We start from the raw sequence: 15,121 nt of genomic DNA on the forward strand, positions 1-15,121 counted from the left end.
CCATGCGCTATAAATCACAATCGGTCGCCTACTGGTACTTCGCCGTAGCAATGGTGCTTTTCGGACTGCAATTGGTGTTCGGCCTGCTGTCGGCAACCAAATACCTGGGGCCGGACCCGCTGCTGAGTATCCTGCCGTTCGATGTCACCAAGGTGATCCACACCAACCTGTTGATCGTCTGGGTCCTGACCGGCTTCATGGGCGCGACCTACTGGATGGTGCCCGATGAATCGCGCACCGAACTACACAGCACCAAGCTCGCTTACATCCAGCTGGGACTATGGACCGCCATGGGGGTTACTGCCGTCATCGGTTACCTGTTCGGCTACGGCACAGGCAACAAGCTTCTGGAGCAGCCGCTGCCGCACAAGATCGTCATCGTCATCTGCATGCTGATATTCCTCTATAACATCGGCATGACCATCAAGAAATCCGGCCGATTCACCACCACCGAAGGCGTGTTGCTACTGGGGTTGGTCAGCTCCGCCGTGCTGTTCTTTCCCGCGCTGCTGCACTACGAGAACTACACGGTTTCCATCTTTTACCGCTGGTGGACCATTCACCTGTGGGTGGAGGGAGTGTGGATGATGATCATGGGGGCCTTCCTCGCCTATCTGCTGATTCGCCTCTCCGGGGCGGACCGTGAAGTGTTGGAGAAGTGGCTGTACGTCATCGTCGGCCTGGTGTTCATTGCCGGCATTCTCGGCACGGCGCACCACTACTATTGGGTCGGCGTGCCTCATTACTGGCTACCAATTGGCGGTTTCTTCAGCGCGCTGGAGCCGCTGGCCATCATCGGCATGGCGATGTACGCCTACAGCGCCATGCGCCGCTCGGGCATGGCGCACCCCAATTCGCTGGCGCTGCATTGGGCCCTTGGCAGCACCATCTTCACGCTGTTCGGTGCAGGCCTGCTGGGGCTGGCGCACACCTGGCCAAGCGTCAACAAGTGGACCCACGGCACGCTGATCACCGCCATGCACGGCCACGCAGCTTTTTACGGCGCCTACGCCATGATCGTGCTGGCGATGATCACCTATGCCCTGCCATCGCTGACCAACAAGCGGCCGGAGCAAGGCACAACGATCGGTTACTGGGCCTTCTGGCTGCAGCTGGCCGGCATGTTCGGCATGACCCTTTCTTTCGCCACGGCGGGGATCGGCCAGGTGTATCTGGAGCGGATCATGGGCATGGGCTACTTGGATGCGCAGCTGAAAATCCAGATTCACTTCGTGATGCTGATCTCCACCGCCAGCATCTTCTCCGTCGGCGTCGGCTTATTTATCTACGACTTCTTCAGTTACCGGCCGAGTTTCGAGGTAGACGAACACGAGCTAACAGAAACCGGCATGCGTGCAGACCGGGCCGTCTGAGGTGGGCGTGGATCAGTCTGTTCATGATCTCACCGCTCGCCGACCGCAGGACGAGCCCTGGTATCGGCCGGCGGGTAACGAGGTCACGCTGTTCGAGCAATGCCACAAGCGCGGCCTGGCAGTCATGCTCAAGGGCCCGACCGGCTGCGGTAAAACACGTTTCGTCGAGCACATGGCCTGGCGGCTTGGTCGGCCGCTGATCACCATCCCCTGCCATGACGATCTTTCAGCAAGTGATTTGATCGGTCGTTACTTGATCCAACATGACGGTACCATCTGGCAGGACGGACCGCTGACCCGAGCCGTTCGTGAGGGTGCGATCTGCTATCTCGATGAGGTCGTCGAGGCGCGGCAGGACACGGTGGTGGTGCTGCACGCACTGACCGATTACCGGCGCACTCTCCCGATCGACAAGACCGGTGAGAACGTCCAAGCAGCACCCGGTTTTCAGCTGGTCGTGTCTTATAACCCCGGCTACCAGCGCATGCTCAAAGACCTCAAACCCAGCACTCGTCAGCGCTTCGTCGCGATGGATCTGGATTTCCCGGCACCCGAGCACGAGGCGCTGATCGTGCAGCATGAAAGCGGAGTCGAGCCGGCCCTGGCCAAGGGACTGGTCAGCCTCGCAGGCCGTATCCGCCAGCTGCGTGACCGCGGATTGGCAGAGGTCCCCAGCACCCGACTGCTGATTGCGGCGGGCACGCTGACCCTCTGCGGCATTCCGGTACGGGAGGCTTGCTATGCCGCCGTTGTGTCACCGCTGTCCGACGAGCCCTCGATGGTCAACACCCTGCGCGATCTGGTTAACGGCACCTTTGTTTAGACATTGCATGTCCCCTCGCCCCCCAGCCGCGGCCAACAAATACGCCGAGCAACGTCGCCGCATCGGCTCCTGTCGGCATGGCTGAAGCCGAGGAGCTGGTCAGCGACGCCGCACGCCATGCCACGGTGTTCGTTCAGAGGTTATGGCGCCGTCATCGTCCGCTGCCGAAAGGCCCGCCTACAGTAACGCTTGCTGATGCGGCGCCTCGCCTCGACCTGCTGATTACCGCCGTCACGGGTACAAGCTACCCGATCAGGATTGCGCAGCTCCCGCCGATACCCACCGTGCTGGCTCGGCTGTTTCGCCGGGCTCAACATCCCTGGCAGAGCCAGGCAATTCCGGCCACCGACGGCAAGCACCTGTGGCTGCCGGCCGACTCCTGTATTGAGGACATCGAGCGCGGTCACGAACACTATCGAATCATGGCACTGCAACAGGCGATACGTGCTCAACGTGGCAGTGCCAGCTTCATCGATGGAACGCTTTCACCGCTACAGGCCGACGTCTATCTGCTACTTGAAGCCTGGGCGGTCGATGAAACGCTGGTCGAAATGCTGCCAGGCATGGGCTCGGCCATTGAGCATTTACGGCGACAGGCCTTGCGGCAACGCCCGTTACTCAGCGCGTTCTCTCCAGCGCGCCAGCCGCTCGAATCGCTGCTGCGTCAGTTGCTCGCGAGCCCGTGCGGCCGCGCGCCGGAAGACTTTCCACTCAGCGAATCGCCTGCGCATTCACAGCGGCTAATCGATCCCGTACTGAGCACGCTGGGGTTGTCACCGCAGGACTGTTCACTGGGCAATGCCCCGCTACTGCTGGACTGCTGGACCGGCCACCTTTTTCGACCCAGCAACGCCGCGGAAGGGTTGGAAAATGCGCCGACCGCAGACGGCCAAACCTCCATCGACACAGCGCCGCCGCGCAGCGCCCACTTGCCCAGGCGCCCGGATATCCGCAACGCCGCCGAGGACGAGGACAAACACGACGAGGGAGTGTTCATGGTGCAAGCCGATGAGCCGCACCAGCACGCAGAGGACCCGCTAGGTCTGAGTCGCCCAGTAGACCATGACGAGGACACCAGCGCAGACGAATACGGCGACATGCTTTCCGAACTGCCCGAGGCACGCCTGGTCTCGACACCCGGGCGTCCAAAAGAGGTGCTGATTTCGGACGACCCGCCAGACAGCAACACGGCCCTGCAGCTCAAACGTGCCATCGCCGACGGCCAAGGCCTTTCCTATCCGGAATGGGATTACCACACCGGGCACTACCGCCAGCCCGGCGCCATCGTCCGCGTGCTGCCCAATCTGCCCGGCTCCCCGCAATGGGTAGAAGCCACGCTGGATGAACACCGTTCGATGCTGAACCAGATCCGCAGGCGCTTCGAAATGCTGAGGGCCCGCCGCGTGACGCGTCGCCGACAACTGGATGGCGACGAGATCGACCTGCAGGCCTATATTGACAGCTATGCCGACTTCAGAGCCGGCGGCTCGCTGTCCGATGCGCTGTATCAGAACCGACGCACTGCGGAACGGGATCTGGCGATTACCTTGCTGATCGATGTCAGCGGCTCGACGGACGGCTGGGTATCAGCCGGGCGCCGGATTATCGATGTGGAGCGTGAAGCGCTGCTCGTCGTCTGCATCGCGCTGGAAAGCCTGAATGAGCCTTACGCCGTGCAGGCCTTTTCGGGCGAAGGCCCGGACGCCGTGATCGTGCGACAACTGAAACGCTTCGACGAACCCTTCAGCCAGGAAGTGGCCCTGCACATCAGCGCGCTCGAGCCGGAACATTACACCCGCGCCGGCGCGGCGATCCGTCATGCCAGCAGCGAGCTACTGCAGCAGGCCGCCACGCATCGACTGCTGCTGCTGCTCTCCGATGGCAAGCCGAACGACAAGGATGAGTACGAGGGTCGCTACGGCGTAGAGGACATGCGACAGGCCGTGACCGAGGCCAATCTGCAGGGCATCTCGACGTTCTGCCTGACAATCGACCGCCAGGCAGCCAACTACTTACCCACAGTATTCGGCGCTCACCAATACGCCTTGCTGCCAAAACCGGAACTACTGCCGAGCGTATTGCTGGAGTGGCTCAAGCGGCTGATCGCGACCTGATCAGGCCAAAGCCTTTAGAGATCGAACGCCGGTGGAATCCCTCAGGCTCAGGTTCGGTTTTGCGCACGCAGCGCATCCCGGATCTCGGTAAGCAGCGTTTCCTCCTTGCTCGGCGCTGGCGGTGCAGACGGGGCCGCCGCCTCCTTGCGCTTCAAGCTATTGAGGCCCTTGACGGCGAGAAAGATGGCGAAGGCCACAATGCTGAAATCGAACACTGTCTGCAGGAAGCGGCCATAGCTCAAGGTCACTGCGGGCGAATCCCCAACCGCCTGCTTGAGCACAATGGAGAGGTCCGAGAAATCGACACCGCCGATCAACATACCCAGCGGCGGCGTCACGACATCGGCGACAAAGGACGAGACGATCTTGGTGAAGGCGGCGCCGATAATAATCCCCACCGCCATGTCGATGACGTTGCCTCTGACGGCAAATGCCTTGAATTCGTTGATCATGCCCATCTTGCTTTCCTTCAATCGGATAGTTTTTTGCAGTCGGATCGTCCGCCGTAGCGCTTCGACAAGCTGCAGCATAGATTGGGTTCAAGTCGCGAGCCAGAGAGCTTCAGCGATGAGCGGCAGGCGACAGTACGGACTGCTTGATCGCCGTCAAAAAGAATCGTGTGGCGCAACGCTAAGGTACAGCTCTTCTCATCCAACCGGAGCGGCACCATGCACGTCGAACATCACCCCCTGGTCAAGGATTTCCCCGAAAAGCTCGAGCAGCTTCATCAGCTGCGTCAGCAGGACCCCAAGTTCGCCCGCAAGGCTGAAACCTACGAGGCACTGGACAAGCAGATTTGCCGTGTCGAGGACGGTGTTGAACTGCTCGATGACGAAGCCCTCAGCGCGCTCAAGTTGGAGCGTGTATCACTCAAGGACGACATTGCGCGTGACCTCAAGCGTGCCAGCGGCAGCTGCTGCGGTGGCTGCTGCGGCTAATCCTGCTCGGCCCTCCCCACCCGTCAGCCTCGGTTCGCCTGGCGTGACGGGTCGCGGATATCTTCTCCCCCTTGGCTAACCTTTCAAACGCGTCCAGCCGCTAGCATCCAGCCGGTTTCTCTCTTCTGTGAGAACTGAAAGACCGCGCTGTGGCTGTTAGAACAACCCGCCGAATCTAAAGCCAGACCCAACCCAGACGAAGGCCACCGCTGTCAGTGTGATCAGCACGATATGCACACCCAGTTGCGGCAAGCGCTGCGCATCGAGCTTCGGGATTATCGCCAGCCTTGCATGTACACCCAGCGCTGCGGTGAAAACCAGCAGCACCAGCTTGGCCTGAACCAGATGAGCGATTGGCGAGTTGCCGAACCATTGCGCGTGCGGCAACCACTGCCCTGCCAGCCATATGCCGGTGGCAATCTGTAACAGCAAGGCCGGGATTCCGACCCGTTCATAGAGCTGCTCAAAAGCCCGCACCGGCTGCACATCACGCCGGCGCAGAGCCCCGGGCAGCACGCTGAACAGCAAAACCAGGTGGCCGCCTACCCAGACGCTGGCACCTAGCAGGTGCAGAAACAACAAATGGCGCATGGGATGACTCCTGTTCGGTTTGTTTACAGTCTGGAGGGTTAAGTGGCGCTTGTGGCTGATGGCGATCAAGTCAGCCGCTATCATGCGACTCCACTCATCCGACGCGGAGTCTCCCATGGCCAAGGCCAAGCGCATGTATGGCTGTACCGAATGCGGCTCGACCTTTCCCAAATGGGCCGGTCAATGTGGTGACTGCGGCGCCTGGAACACGCTGGTGGAGACCATTATCGATGGCGCAGCCCCACCATCGGGCCGCGCAGGCTGGGCTGGGGAGCAAGCCAACATCCGAACGCTGGCCGAAGTCAGCGTCGAGGAAGTACCACGTTTCTCCACCGCCTCCGGTGAGCTGGACCGGGTGCTCGGAGGCGGGCTGGTTGACGGCTCGGTGGTGCTGATCGGCGGTGATCCTGGCATCGGCAAGTCGACCATCCTGCTGCAGACCCTCTGCAACATAGCCCGCCAGTTTCCGGCCCTTTACGTGACCGGCGAAGAATCACAGCAGCAGGTCGCCATGCGTGCACGACGCCTCGATCTGCCGCAGGACCGGCTCAAAGTGATGACCGAAACCTGCATCGAAACCATCATCGCCACTGCACGCTTGGAAAAGCCCAAGGTGATGGTGATCGACTCGATCCAAACCATCTTCACCGAGCAGCTGCAGTCCGCCCCCGGCGGCGTCGCTCAGGTCCGTGAAAGCGCCGCGCTGCTGGTGCGCTTCGCCAAGCAGAGTGGTACGGCGATTTTCCTGGTCGGCCATGTCACCAAGGAAGGTGCGCTGGCCGGCCCGCGCGTGCTCGAGCACATGGTCGACACAGTGCTCTACTTTGAGGGCGAATCGGACGGGCGTCTGCGCCTGCTAAGGGCGGTGAAGAACCGCTTCGGCGCGATCAACGAACTGGGCGTGTTCGGCATGACCGATAAAGGCCTCAAGGAAGTCACCAACCCTTCGGCGATCTTCCTCACCCGCGCTCAGGAAGCGGTGCCCGGCAGCGTCGTAATGGCCACCTGGGAAGGCACCCGCCCCATGCTGGTCGAGGTACAGGCCTTGGTCGATACCAGCCACATGGCCAATCCGCGCCGCGTCACCCTTGGCCTCGACCAGAACCGCCTGGCCATGCTGCTGGCGGTCCTGCACCGCCACGGCGGCATTCCGACCTACGACCAAGACGTGTTCATCAACGTGGTCGGCGGCGTGAAGGTACTGGAGACGGCCTCAGACCTGGCGCTGATGGCGGCGGTGATATCCAGCCTGCGCAACCGCCCGCTGGATACCGACTTGTTGGTGTTTGGCGAGGTCGGTCTGTCCGGGGAAATTCGTCCGGTGCCAAGCGGCCAGGAGCGACTGAAGGAAGCCGCCAAGCATGGTTTCAAGCGCGCCATCGTGCCCAAGGGCAACGCACCGAAGGAGGCGCCGGCCGGGCTACAAGTAATTGCCGTGACGCGGCTTGAACAGGCCCTGGACGCGCTGTTCGAGTAATCCCGGCGCTATCGCGGCTCGCCAAGCGCTGCCAGCTCACGTTCGAGCAGCGCTTCGTCGCCCAGGTTGAGCTCGACCAACCGCCGTAGGTGGCTGATCGAGTCGACATCGATATGCCGGCAGACCAGACCGACCAACTCACCGTCGCCACGAGTCATCTCTACTTCCATGCGCACCTCGGCGTCATCCGAGAGCCGAATGCGGGCTTCGAACGGCTGGGAGGGATCGGCATCCCAGCCAGCCGGGCGGTGCACCAACAAGCCCCTCAGGGAAAGATCGTGCAGCTGGACAGGCCAGCGACGCTGGCCCTGCACCAGCTCCGTTTCGGCATCGAATTCAAAGCGCTGGAAGCGCCGGCGGTCGCTGGTTGTCTCGTTCATCATGTCCACTCCCCGAAAACTTCATTTCTCACTATAGGCGACATCATCACCCACCTGCTCAGAGCCACCGCCGGACACGCCGTCGGTAAATTCGATAGTCGTCACCAAACAGCCGCATCAGCAGGTGCTCTTCGTGAACGATCACGGTGCGTTGCATGCAGACGATCAGCAAGGGCAATAGCAGCCACGGCCAGACACTGTTGAGCAACAGCCCAACACCGCAATAGATGAAGGTGTCGGCCAGATAAATCGGGTTGCGCGAGAAACGAAACGGCCCGCTCTGCAACAGACTGCTCGGCTTGCCGTAGGGGTTGATAGTGGTGCGATAACGATGCATTTCCAGCGCCGACCAGAGCATCAGCACGATGCCGATCGCTATCGATACCCAGCCGGCATAAAACACCAGTTCGTGTTCAGGCAGGTCGAGAGGCACCCATTTCGACGCCCCCCAAGCACCACCCATGAACGCCAGATAGACCAGGGGTGGAGGCGGAATCATTCTGACAGAGGCGTGGCTCATGGCGCGTCCCGATGTATTGGATGCGCCTATCCTACAGAAGCCACCGCGTAACGCCGCCTGCTTTTAGTAGCGCATCCCGGCGGCGCTGACAGTTGCCAAGTTAATGCTGCCCTGGGAGCCAGCCATGCACCATTGCATGCTTCATCAGATCCGCCGGGCGGTCGATATCCAGTTTGCGGCGTATGCTCAGGCGGTGCGTTTCGACCGTCCGTACGCTGATTTGCAGGGTACGCGCCATGGTCTTGTTGTTATGTCCTTGAGCCAGCATCAGCAGCACTTCACGCTCACGAGGCGTGAGCTCGCGCTCCTCGGCGCTCCGGCTGGCCAGCTTCTCGGCAATACCCTCGCTGTAATAGGTGCCTCCGGCGGCAATCGCCTGGATCGCGACAATGATTTCCCGTGAAGGCGCATCTTTCAGTACATAGCCGCTGGCGCCGACCTTGACTGAAGTGTTCACGTATTCCTGATTGTCGTACATGCTCAGAATCAGCACGCGCAAGCCGGGAAACTGCTGGCGCAGTGATTGCGTCAGTTCAAGACCGTTTACATCCTTCAGCCCGATGTCCATCAACACGACATCGGCCGTGACACGACCCAGCAGCTCAAGCGCCTCGGCGCCGCTGCCAGCTTCGCCGACCACGTCCAGTTCGGGCACGGCCATCAGCAAGGCGCGGACGCCGTCCCGAACCAAAGCATGGTCGTCGATCAAAGCCACCTTGATACACGCTTGCGGGTTCATCGAGCGAGCCTCTTATTATTGAATGTTCGACAATTCAACCGGCCCGGGCCGGCAAGGTGACATCCAGTTCGGTGCCACCGGATTCAGATAGCAGGCTGAAACGACCACCGAAGTGTTCCACCCGTTCGCGGATGTTTCGCAGACCGATGCCGCCGCCCTTGATGCTGTCGAGATGGCGCGGATTGAAGCCGACTCCGTCGTCCCTCACCCGCAGGCGCACCGACGCGTCGTCGCCGTCCAGATTGATGTGCACCGACTGCGCTGCAGCGTGACGTTCGATATTGGCTAGCGCTTCCTGCAACACCCGGAACAGTGCAACTGCCACCGAATCGTCAGGATCGTTCTCACCGAGGTCGTTGCTGTATAGCATTTTCAGCCCGCTGCGCTGTTCGAACTCGGCCACAAGCTGGCCAACAGCCGCCGACAGGCCCAGCGTGTCGAGCAGCGATGGGTGCAGATCATGGGAGATGCGCCGCACCTCGCCAATCGCCCCCGCCAGCCGCTCGGTGCCGCGATCCAGCGTTGCCAGCGCATTGGGATTGCCGCTGGCCAGCTCGTGACTGGCCAGTTCAAACTGGAACTTGATCGACACCAGCAGCTGGCTGATGCCGTCATGCAGCTCGCGAGAAACACGAGAACGCTCTTCTTCCTGCAAGCTGACAATGCGCTGGGTCAGCAACTGCAGCTTGCGGTCAGCCAGTCGCCGTTCGCTGACATTGAGCGTCAGCCCACTGGCGAAGACCAGCAACACCGCGACGAGCGCGACGCCGGCGATGGCCAGCATGGTGGTGTAGATGCCACTGGCGACCTCTTCGCGCACCTGCAGAATCGCCTCATCTACGTCCTCGAGATAGATGCCGGTGCCCAGCATCCAACCCCAACGCTCCAGCATCACCACATAGGCCAGCTTCGCAGCGAACTGTCCGGTCGACGGCTTCTGCCAGGCGTAGCGCTGGAATCCGGTACCTGTCTCGGCACTGCGCATCAGTGCCTGGATCACTGGCAAACCGTTAGGATCGGTCATGTTCCACAGATCCTTGCCAACCAGCTCGCTCTGACGCGGATGCATCAGGTTGCGCCCGCTGCGATCGTAGACGAAGAAGTAGCCATCGCTGCCGAAACTGAAGCGCCCCAAGGCAGCGAGCACCTTCTGTTTGGTCTCCTCATCGTTCAGACCGCTGTCGTAGAACGGCGCGATGGTACTCAAGGCCATCTCGACGTAGTTCTTCAGCTCGGCCTGCTTGCTCGCCAGGATGCTGCTTTCGATCAGCTTCGCCTGCTGCTCGCCGAGCCGCTGGTTCTGGAACAGCACCAGCGCGCAGACTACCGCCACAGCCAATAGCAGGGGCAGGATGCTGAGCGCGGCAATCTTGTGCTTGAGCTGCATCGAGCCTCTCCGATGACCTATGTCTGGCAAAACGTGAGTGAAACTTAACCCAGGCGGCGCGGCAGGCACAGTACCAGATGGCACATAGCCTTGACGCGCCGTGACGCGGGCGATTCCTAACTGAAACGAAAAAGCCCGGCACAGGGCCGGGCTTTCGTTACTGCATGAAGCGTCTTACTGACCGTAGACCGGGAACTTGGCGCAGACCGCCTCGACCTTGGCACGAACTGCTTCGATTACCGACTCATCGCCCATGTTGTCGAGGATGTCGCAGATCCAGCCAGCCAGGTCGCGGCACTCGGTTTCGCCGAAACCGCGGGTGGTGACGGCCGGAGTGCCGATGCGCAGGCCGGAAGTGACGAACGGCGAACGCGGATCGTTCGGTACGCTGTTCTTGTTTACGGTGATGTGAGCGTTGCCCAGAGCAGCATCGGCGTCCTTACCGGTGATGTCCTGCTTGATCAGGCTGAGCAGGAACAGGTGATTCTGGGTGCCCCCGGAAACCACGTCGAAGCCGCGCTGGATGAACACTTCGGCCATGGCCTGGGCATTCTTCACAACCTGCTGCTGGTAGGTCTTGAACTCAGGTTGCAGCGCTTCCTTGAAGCACACCGCCTTGGCGGCGATGACGTGCTCCAGCGGGCCGCCCTGGGCGCCTGGGAACACTGCAGAGTTCAGCTTCTTCTCGATCTCGGCATTGGCGCGGGCCAGGATCAGACCACCGCGTGGGCCGCGCAGGGTCTTGTGGGTAGTTGTGGTCACGACGTCGGCGAACGGCACCGGGTTCGGGTAAACGCCTGCAGCAACCAGACCAGCTACGTGGGCCATGTCGACGAACAGGTAGGCACCGACCTTGTCGGCGATCTCGCGGAAACGGGCGAAATCCAGTTTCTGCGAGTAGGCAGAGAAACCAGCGACGACCATCTTCGGCTTGTGCTCCAGGGCCAGGCGCTCGACTTCGTCATAGTCGATCAGGCCCTGGTCGTTGATACCGTACTGCACGGCGTTGTACAGCTTGCCCGAGGACGAGACGCTCGCGCCGTGGGTCAGGTGGCCGCCGTGGGCCAGGCTCATGCCGAGGATGGTGTCACCGGCCTGCAAAAGGGCGAGGTAGACGGCGCTGTTCGCCTGTGAACCCGCGTGCGGCTGGACGTTGGCGTAGTCGGCGCCGAACAGTTCCTTGGCGCGGTCAATGGCCAGCTGCTCGACCACGTCGACATACTCACAACCGCCGTAGTAGCGCTTGCCCGGATAGCCTTCGGCATATTTGTTAGTCAGGACCGAACCCTGGGCTTCCATCACCGCCGGGCTGGTGTAGTTCTCCGAGGCGATCAGCTCGATGTGGTCTTCCTGACGCTTGGCTTCCTGCTCCATGGCAGCGAAGAGATCGGCGTCGAAACGGGCGAGGGTCAAATCACGGCTGAACATGGTTGGCAGTCCCCTGAGAATCAGCTGGCGGTAATAAAGAGAGGCGCGGATTCTACCTCATCCTCCGGAACGCGGGTATGAGCGGTGGTCATCTGCAACATGAGACAAGCTGCAAGCGGCTTGCAGCCCCGCTACAACGCAGCCCCTGGTTCTGGCTGGCCGATTGCGGCCTGATGCTTGCAGTTTGAAACTGACGCTTTCAACTTTGCCGCTGGCATCGGCAGGCCGAGATAGAAACCCTGCACCTCGTCGCAGCCATGCTCGCGAAGGAAGTCCAGCTGCGCCTGGGTTTCGACGCCCTCGGCGATCACCGACAGACTGAGGCTATGCGCCATTGCAATGATCGCTCGGGCTATCTGCCGATCCTGCTCGCCTTCGGGTAGACCATCGACGAAACTGCGGTCGATTTTCAGCACATCGATGGGGAATTGCTTGAGGTAGTTCAACGAAGAGTAACCGGTGCCGAAATCGTCGATGGCAATCGAGGGGCCGAGCTGCTTGAGCGCATCGAGCATACGCATCGCGCCCCCGACATCTTGCATCAGGATGCTCTCGGTCAGCTCCAGCTCCAGCCGGCTCGGTGCAATTTTGCTGAACGCGAGAATCCCGGCGATGCGCTGACTTAGCTGGCCATCAGCAAACTGGCGGGCCGAAAGGTTCACCGAAACCTTCGGCACCACCATGCCCTCCCGCTCCCAGTTTCCGATCTGCCGGCAGGCTTCGCCGATGACCCAGTCGCCTACCTCGACAATCAGCCCCAGTTCCTCCAGCGCCGGAATGAACTCGCCGGGCGGCACCAGACCACGGGACGGGTGCTGCCAGCGCAGCAATGCCTCGACACCGGTCAGCGTATGGCCGTCGGCGAGGTACTGCGGCTGGTAGTGCAGCACGAACTGTTGCTGTTCGAGGGCGTGGCGCAGATCGCTTTCCAGCTCGAGGCGCTCCAGTGCGCTGGCATTCATCTCGGCCTGGTAGAACTGAAAATTGTTTTTGCCGCGCTCTTTGGCGTGGTACATCGCGGTGTCAGCATTTTTCATCAGTTGGCTGATGTCGTTGCCATCCTGTGGGCTCAGGGCAATGCCAATGCTGGCGGTGACAAAGAACTCTCGGCCAGACAGCACGAACGGTTCGGCCAGACTGCCGAGGACCCGTTCAGCCACATGGATTGCCCGGCTCAGCGCCTCGTCGCGATCAACACCGGGGCGCAACAGAAAGGTGAACTCATCGCCGCCCATGCGCGCCACCGTGTCGTCTTCATCAACGCACGACGCCAGGCGCACTGCGACATCCTTGAGCATGCGGTCACCGGCCGCATGACCGAGCGAATCGTTGATTGGCTTGAAGCGATCCAGATCGAGAAACATCAGCACCACCCAGCCACGGCGCCGGGCGGCCAATTGCAGGCTGCTGTGCAGACGGTCTTGAAACAGTGTGCGATTGGGCAGCTGAGTCAGCCCGTCGTAATAGGCCAGCCGGTGGATACGCTTTTCGCTGGCCTTGCGCTCACTCATGTCGCTGAAAAAGCAGACATAGCTCACCAGCTCATTCTCATCGTCGCGAACGGCGGTAATGCCGATCCAGCATGGGTAAGTCTCGCCACCCTTGCGCTTGAGCCAGAACTCCCCTTCCCAGCTGCCGGTCTGCAGGACCTGGCTGTGCACGTAGTCCATTTGATTGGCCTGCTGACGGTCGGCGCTGAGCACCATCGGCAGCTCGCCTCTGATTTCGTCGACGCTGTAGCCGGTGATCCGGACGAATGCCGCATTGACCTGGACGATCTTGCCGGCGGGATCGGTGACGACGATGGCCGCCGTGGAATGGTCGAACACGGTCGCCGCGCGGCGCAATGCCGTCTCGGCTTGGCGCTGTTCGCTGACATCCCGGCCAATGCACAGGGTTCCATCGAACCGGTTGTTCTCGTCGGAGATCAGCATCATCCGCAGCTCGATCGCGACCGACCGGCCATCGGCCGCGAGACAGTCGAAATACAGGGTTTGCGCCTGCAAGGTCTGCCCCAGCTTAGCCAGTTCAACCGGGCTGGCCGAAGCATCACGCACCCGCCTCATCAGGTCATAGAAGCGCGCCGCCTGGCGCGGCTTGGCCACCACTCGATCCAGGCCATGCTGCGCCGCCCACTCCGGGCTGTAGCCAAGCACGGTCTGCACCGAAGGGCTGATGTAGTCGATGCGCAGCGAACTGTCGGTGGTGAAGACCACATCGCGCAGGCTACCGGCGAGCATCCGGTAGCGGCGTTCGCTATCACGCAAGGAATGGCTGTGTTCCATGTTCGCAGTGACATCCCGGGCCACGCCAATCAAGCGCTGCACCTTCCCCTGCTCATTGCGCGTCAGGACCTGTTCAGTCACGCAGAACCAATGCCATTTGCCGTCACGGTGGCGCCAGCGCAGTAACGACTCCTGCACGACGCCGTCAATCATAGAACCGCGCAGGGCCAGCAGCCGCCAGATGTACTCCTGATCGTCCGGGTGGCTGATGCGTCGCCAGAACAGGTTGCTGTCGTCGCCGCGCTCTTCGTCGCTGTAGCCCAGCCGCGCGGCCAGGTTGCTGTTGCTAAACAGCAGCTTGCCGGCCTCAAGATCTTGCACATAAAGGGTGTCCGGCACTGCGCGCAGCACCTCCGACCAGAACCGTTCACGCTCAACCAGTGCCGCCTGCGCCGCCCGCTCACGCGTGATATCGCGCATGACCCAGACAAAACCAGACGGCTCCAGCTCACCCGCCAGGTGCAAAGCCCGCCGCGTGATCGAAAAGAGACGGCTCTCCCCCTCCTGAAGCAGTCGCACGGCCTCAAGGCACAGATCAACCGTCGAATTGGCCGCGTCGAACGCCAGGGGATCCAGATTCGGCAGCAGCTCCTGCAGACGATAACGTGGAGCCTCGCGGCTACTCAGGCCGAACATTGTCTCGGCCTGGTTGTTGAGAAATTGCAGACGGCCACTGAAGTCGCTGATCAGAATCCGCTCTTCGATCGCCCCGAGCGCCGTCGCCGAATAGCGCAACAGTTGCCAACGAGCACGCAGGCGCAGCGGCACAAGAAGGCGCGCACAGGTGACAGCAATCCTGCGGACAAGCCTGTCGAGGCGGGCTGGCGCTGATGGGGAAGGATGTTGATCGATCAAACGATTAAGTCCTTTGTGGCGTTGCGGCGAGCGCGGCATCGGACCAACGCCCGAACAGCGTCAAGGATGCCCTGAGAGCCATCAAAGCGCCAGCATCGAGTCAGCACCCCGGTTTGCCCTGCCAGATGCATTCCGGTAGCTTTGCGAGTTCGGTTCGACCCGCCCACAGCGGCGGGATTCGCCTCACTTTTTCCTCGTCACGGGCACTCGT

Annotated in this window: 13 protein-coding genes; 5 read left to right on the top strand and 8 right to left on the bottom strand. The window is 61.4% G+C overall.

The features are described 5' to 3' along the window. Nucleotides 1-2 precede the first annotated feature (2 nt). The 3 genes from RT21_RS18555 (at nucleotide 3) to RT21_RS18565 (ending at nucleotide 4,310) form a co-directional block, all read left to right on the top strand. A complete protein-coding gene (locus RT21_RS18555; RefSeq protein WP_046163895.1) occupies nucleotides 3-1,373 on the top strand; it encodes a cbb3-type cytochrome c oxidase subunit I in 1,371 nt (456 codons plus the stop codon). 7 nt (nucleotides 1,374-1,380) lie between these two features. After that, nucleotides 1,381-2,196, top strand: coding sequence for a CbbQ/NirQ/NorQ/GpvN family protein (locus tag RT21_RS18560; protein ID WP_046163965.1), 816 nt, complete (start codon nucleotides 1,381-1,383; stop codon nucleotides 2,194-2,196). Nucleotides 2,197-2,273: 77 nt separating this feature from the next. Beyond that, the gene (locus RT21_RS18565) at nucleotides 2,274-4,310 is read left to right on the top strand and encodes a nitric oxide reductase activation protein NorD (RefSeq protein ID WP_046163896.1); all 2,037 of its coding nucleotides are present in this window, start codon (nucleotides 2,274-2,276) and stop codon (nucleotides 4,308-4,310) included. Nucleotides 4,311-4,357: 47 nt separating this feature from the next. On the opposite strand, the gene mscL is transcribed toward RT21_RS18565, so the two are convergent. Then, nucleotides 4,358-4,768 carry a large-conductance mechanosensitive channel protein MscL gene (gene mscL, locus RT21_RS18570; RefSeq protein ID WP_046163966.1) on the bottom strand — a complete coding sequence of 137 codons (411 nt, stop codon included), beginning with the start codon at nucleotides 4,766-4,768 and terminating at the stop codon, nucleotides 4,358-4,360. 210 nt (nucleotides 4,769-4,978) lie between these two features. Here mscL and RT21_RS18575 point away from each other — a divergent pair, with 210 nt between their 5' ends. After that, complete coding sequence (locus tag RT21_RS18575; protein WP_045430358.1) at nucleotides 4,979-5,248, top strand: HP1242/YdcH family protein; 270 nt, start codon at nucleotides 4,979-4,981, stop codon at nucleotides 5,246-5,248. A gap of 156 nt (nucleotides 5,249-5,404) precedes the next feature. On the opposite strand, the gene RT21_RS18580 is transcribed toward RT21_RS18575, so the two are convergent. Beyond that, nucleotides 5,405-5,839, bottom strand: a complete 435-nt coding sequence (locus tag RT21_RS18580; protein WP_046163897.1) for a CopD family protein — start codon at nucleotides 5,837-5,839, stop codon at nucleotides 5,405-5,407. A 115-nt stretch (nucleotides 5,840-5,954) separates the two neighbouring features. Between RT21_RS18580 and radA the strand changes: the two genes are divergently transcribed. Then, nucleotides 5,955-7,316, top strand: a complete 1,362-nt coding sequence (gene radA / locus RT21_RS18585) for a DNA repair protein RadA (RefSeq protein ID WP_046163898.1) — start codon at nucleotides 5,955-5,957, stop codon at nucleotides 7,314-7,316. Between the two features lie 8 nt (nucleotides 7,317-7,324). Here radA and RT21_RS18590 read toward each other — a convergent pair whose 3' ends face one another. From RT21_RS18590 to RT21_RS18615, 6 genes are all read right to left on the bottom strand, one after another. Further along, nucleotides 7,325-7,696, bottom strand: coding sequence for a PilZ domain-containing protein (locus RT21_RS18590; protein ID WP_046163967.1), 372 nt, complete (start codon nucleotides 7,694-7,696; stop codon nucleotides 7,325-7,327). Between the two features lie 58 nt (nucleotides 7,697-7,754). Next, the gene (locus RT21_RS18595) at nucleotides 7,755-8,216 is read right to left on the bottom strand and encodes a methyltransferase family protein (RefSeq protein ID WP_046163899.1); all 462 of its coding nucleotides are present in this window, start codon (nucleotides 8,214-8,216) and stop codon (nucleotides 7,755-7,757) included. Nucleotides 8,217-8,316: 100 nt separating this feature from the next. Then, nucleotides 8,317-8,955, bottom strand: coding sequence for a response regulator (locus tag RT21_RS18600; protein WP_046163900.1), 639 nt, complete (start codon nucleotides 8,953-8,955; stop codon nucleotides 8,317-8,319). A gap of 34 nt (nucleotides 8,956-8,989) precedes the next feature. Beyond that, the gene (locus RT21_RS18605) at nucleotides 8,990-10,342 is read right to left on the bottom strand and encodes a cache domain-containing protein (protein ID WP_046163901.1); all 1,353 of its coding nucleotides are present in this window, start codon (nucleotides 10,340-10,342) and stop codon (nucleotides 8,990-8,992) included. Between the two features lie 174 nt (nucleotides 10,343-10,516). Continuing rightward, complete coding sequence (glyA, locus tag RT21_RS18610; RefSeq protein WP_046163902.1) at nucleotides 10,517-11,770, bottom strand: serine hydroxymethyltransferase; 1,254 nt, start codon at nucleotides 11,768-11,770, stop codon at nucleotides 10,517-10,519. Nucleotides 11,771-11,901: 131 nt separating this feature from the next. Continuing rightward, nucleotides 11,902-14,910 carry a bifunctional diguanylate cyclase/phosphodiesterase gene (locus RT21_RS18615; protein ID WP_234463551.1) on the bottom strand — a complete coding sequence of 1,003 codons (3,009 nt, stop codon included), beginning with the start codon at nucleotides 14,908-14,910 and terminating at the stop codon, nucleotides 11,902-11,904. Nucleotides 14,911-15,121: the final 211 nt, after the last annotated feature.

Origin of the sequence: Pseudomonas sp. 10B238 (genome assembly GCF_000970615.1) — a bacterium.
In the GTDB taxonomy this organism is placed as follows: Bacteria; Pseudomonadota; Gammaproteobacteria; order Pseudomonadales; family Pseudomonadaceae; genus Stutzerimonas.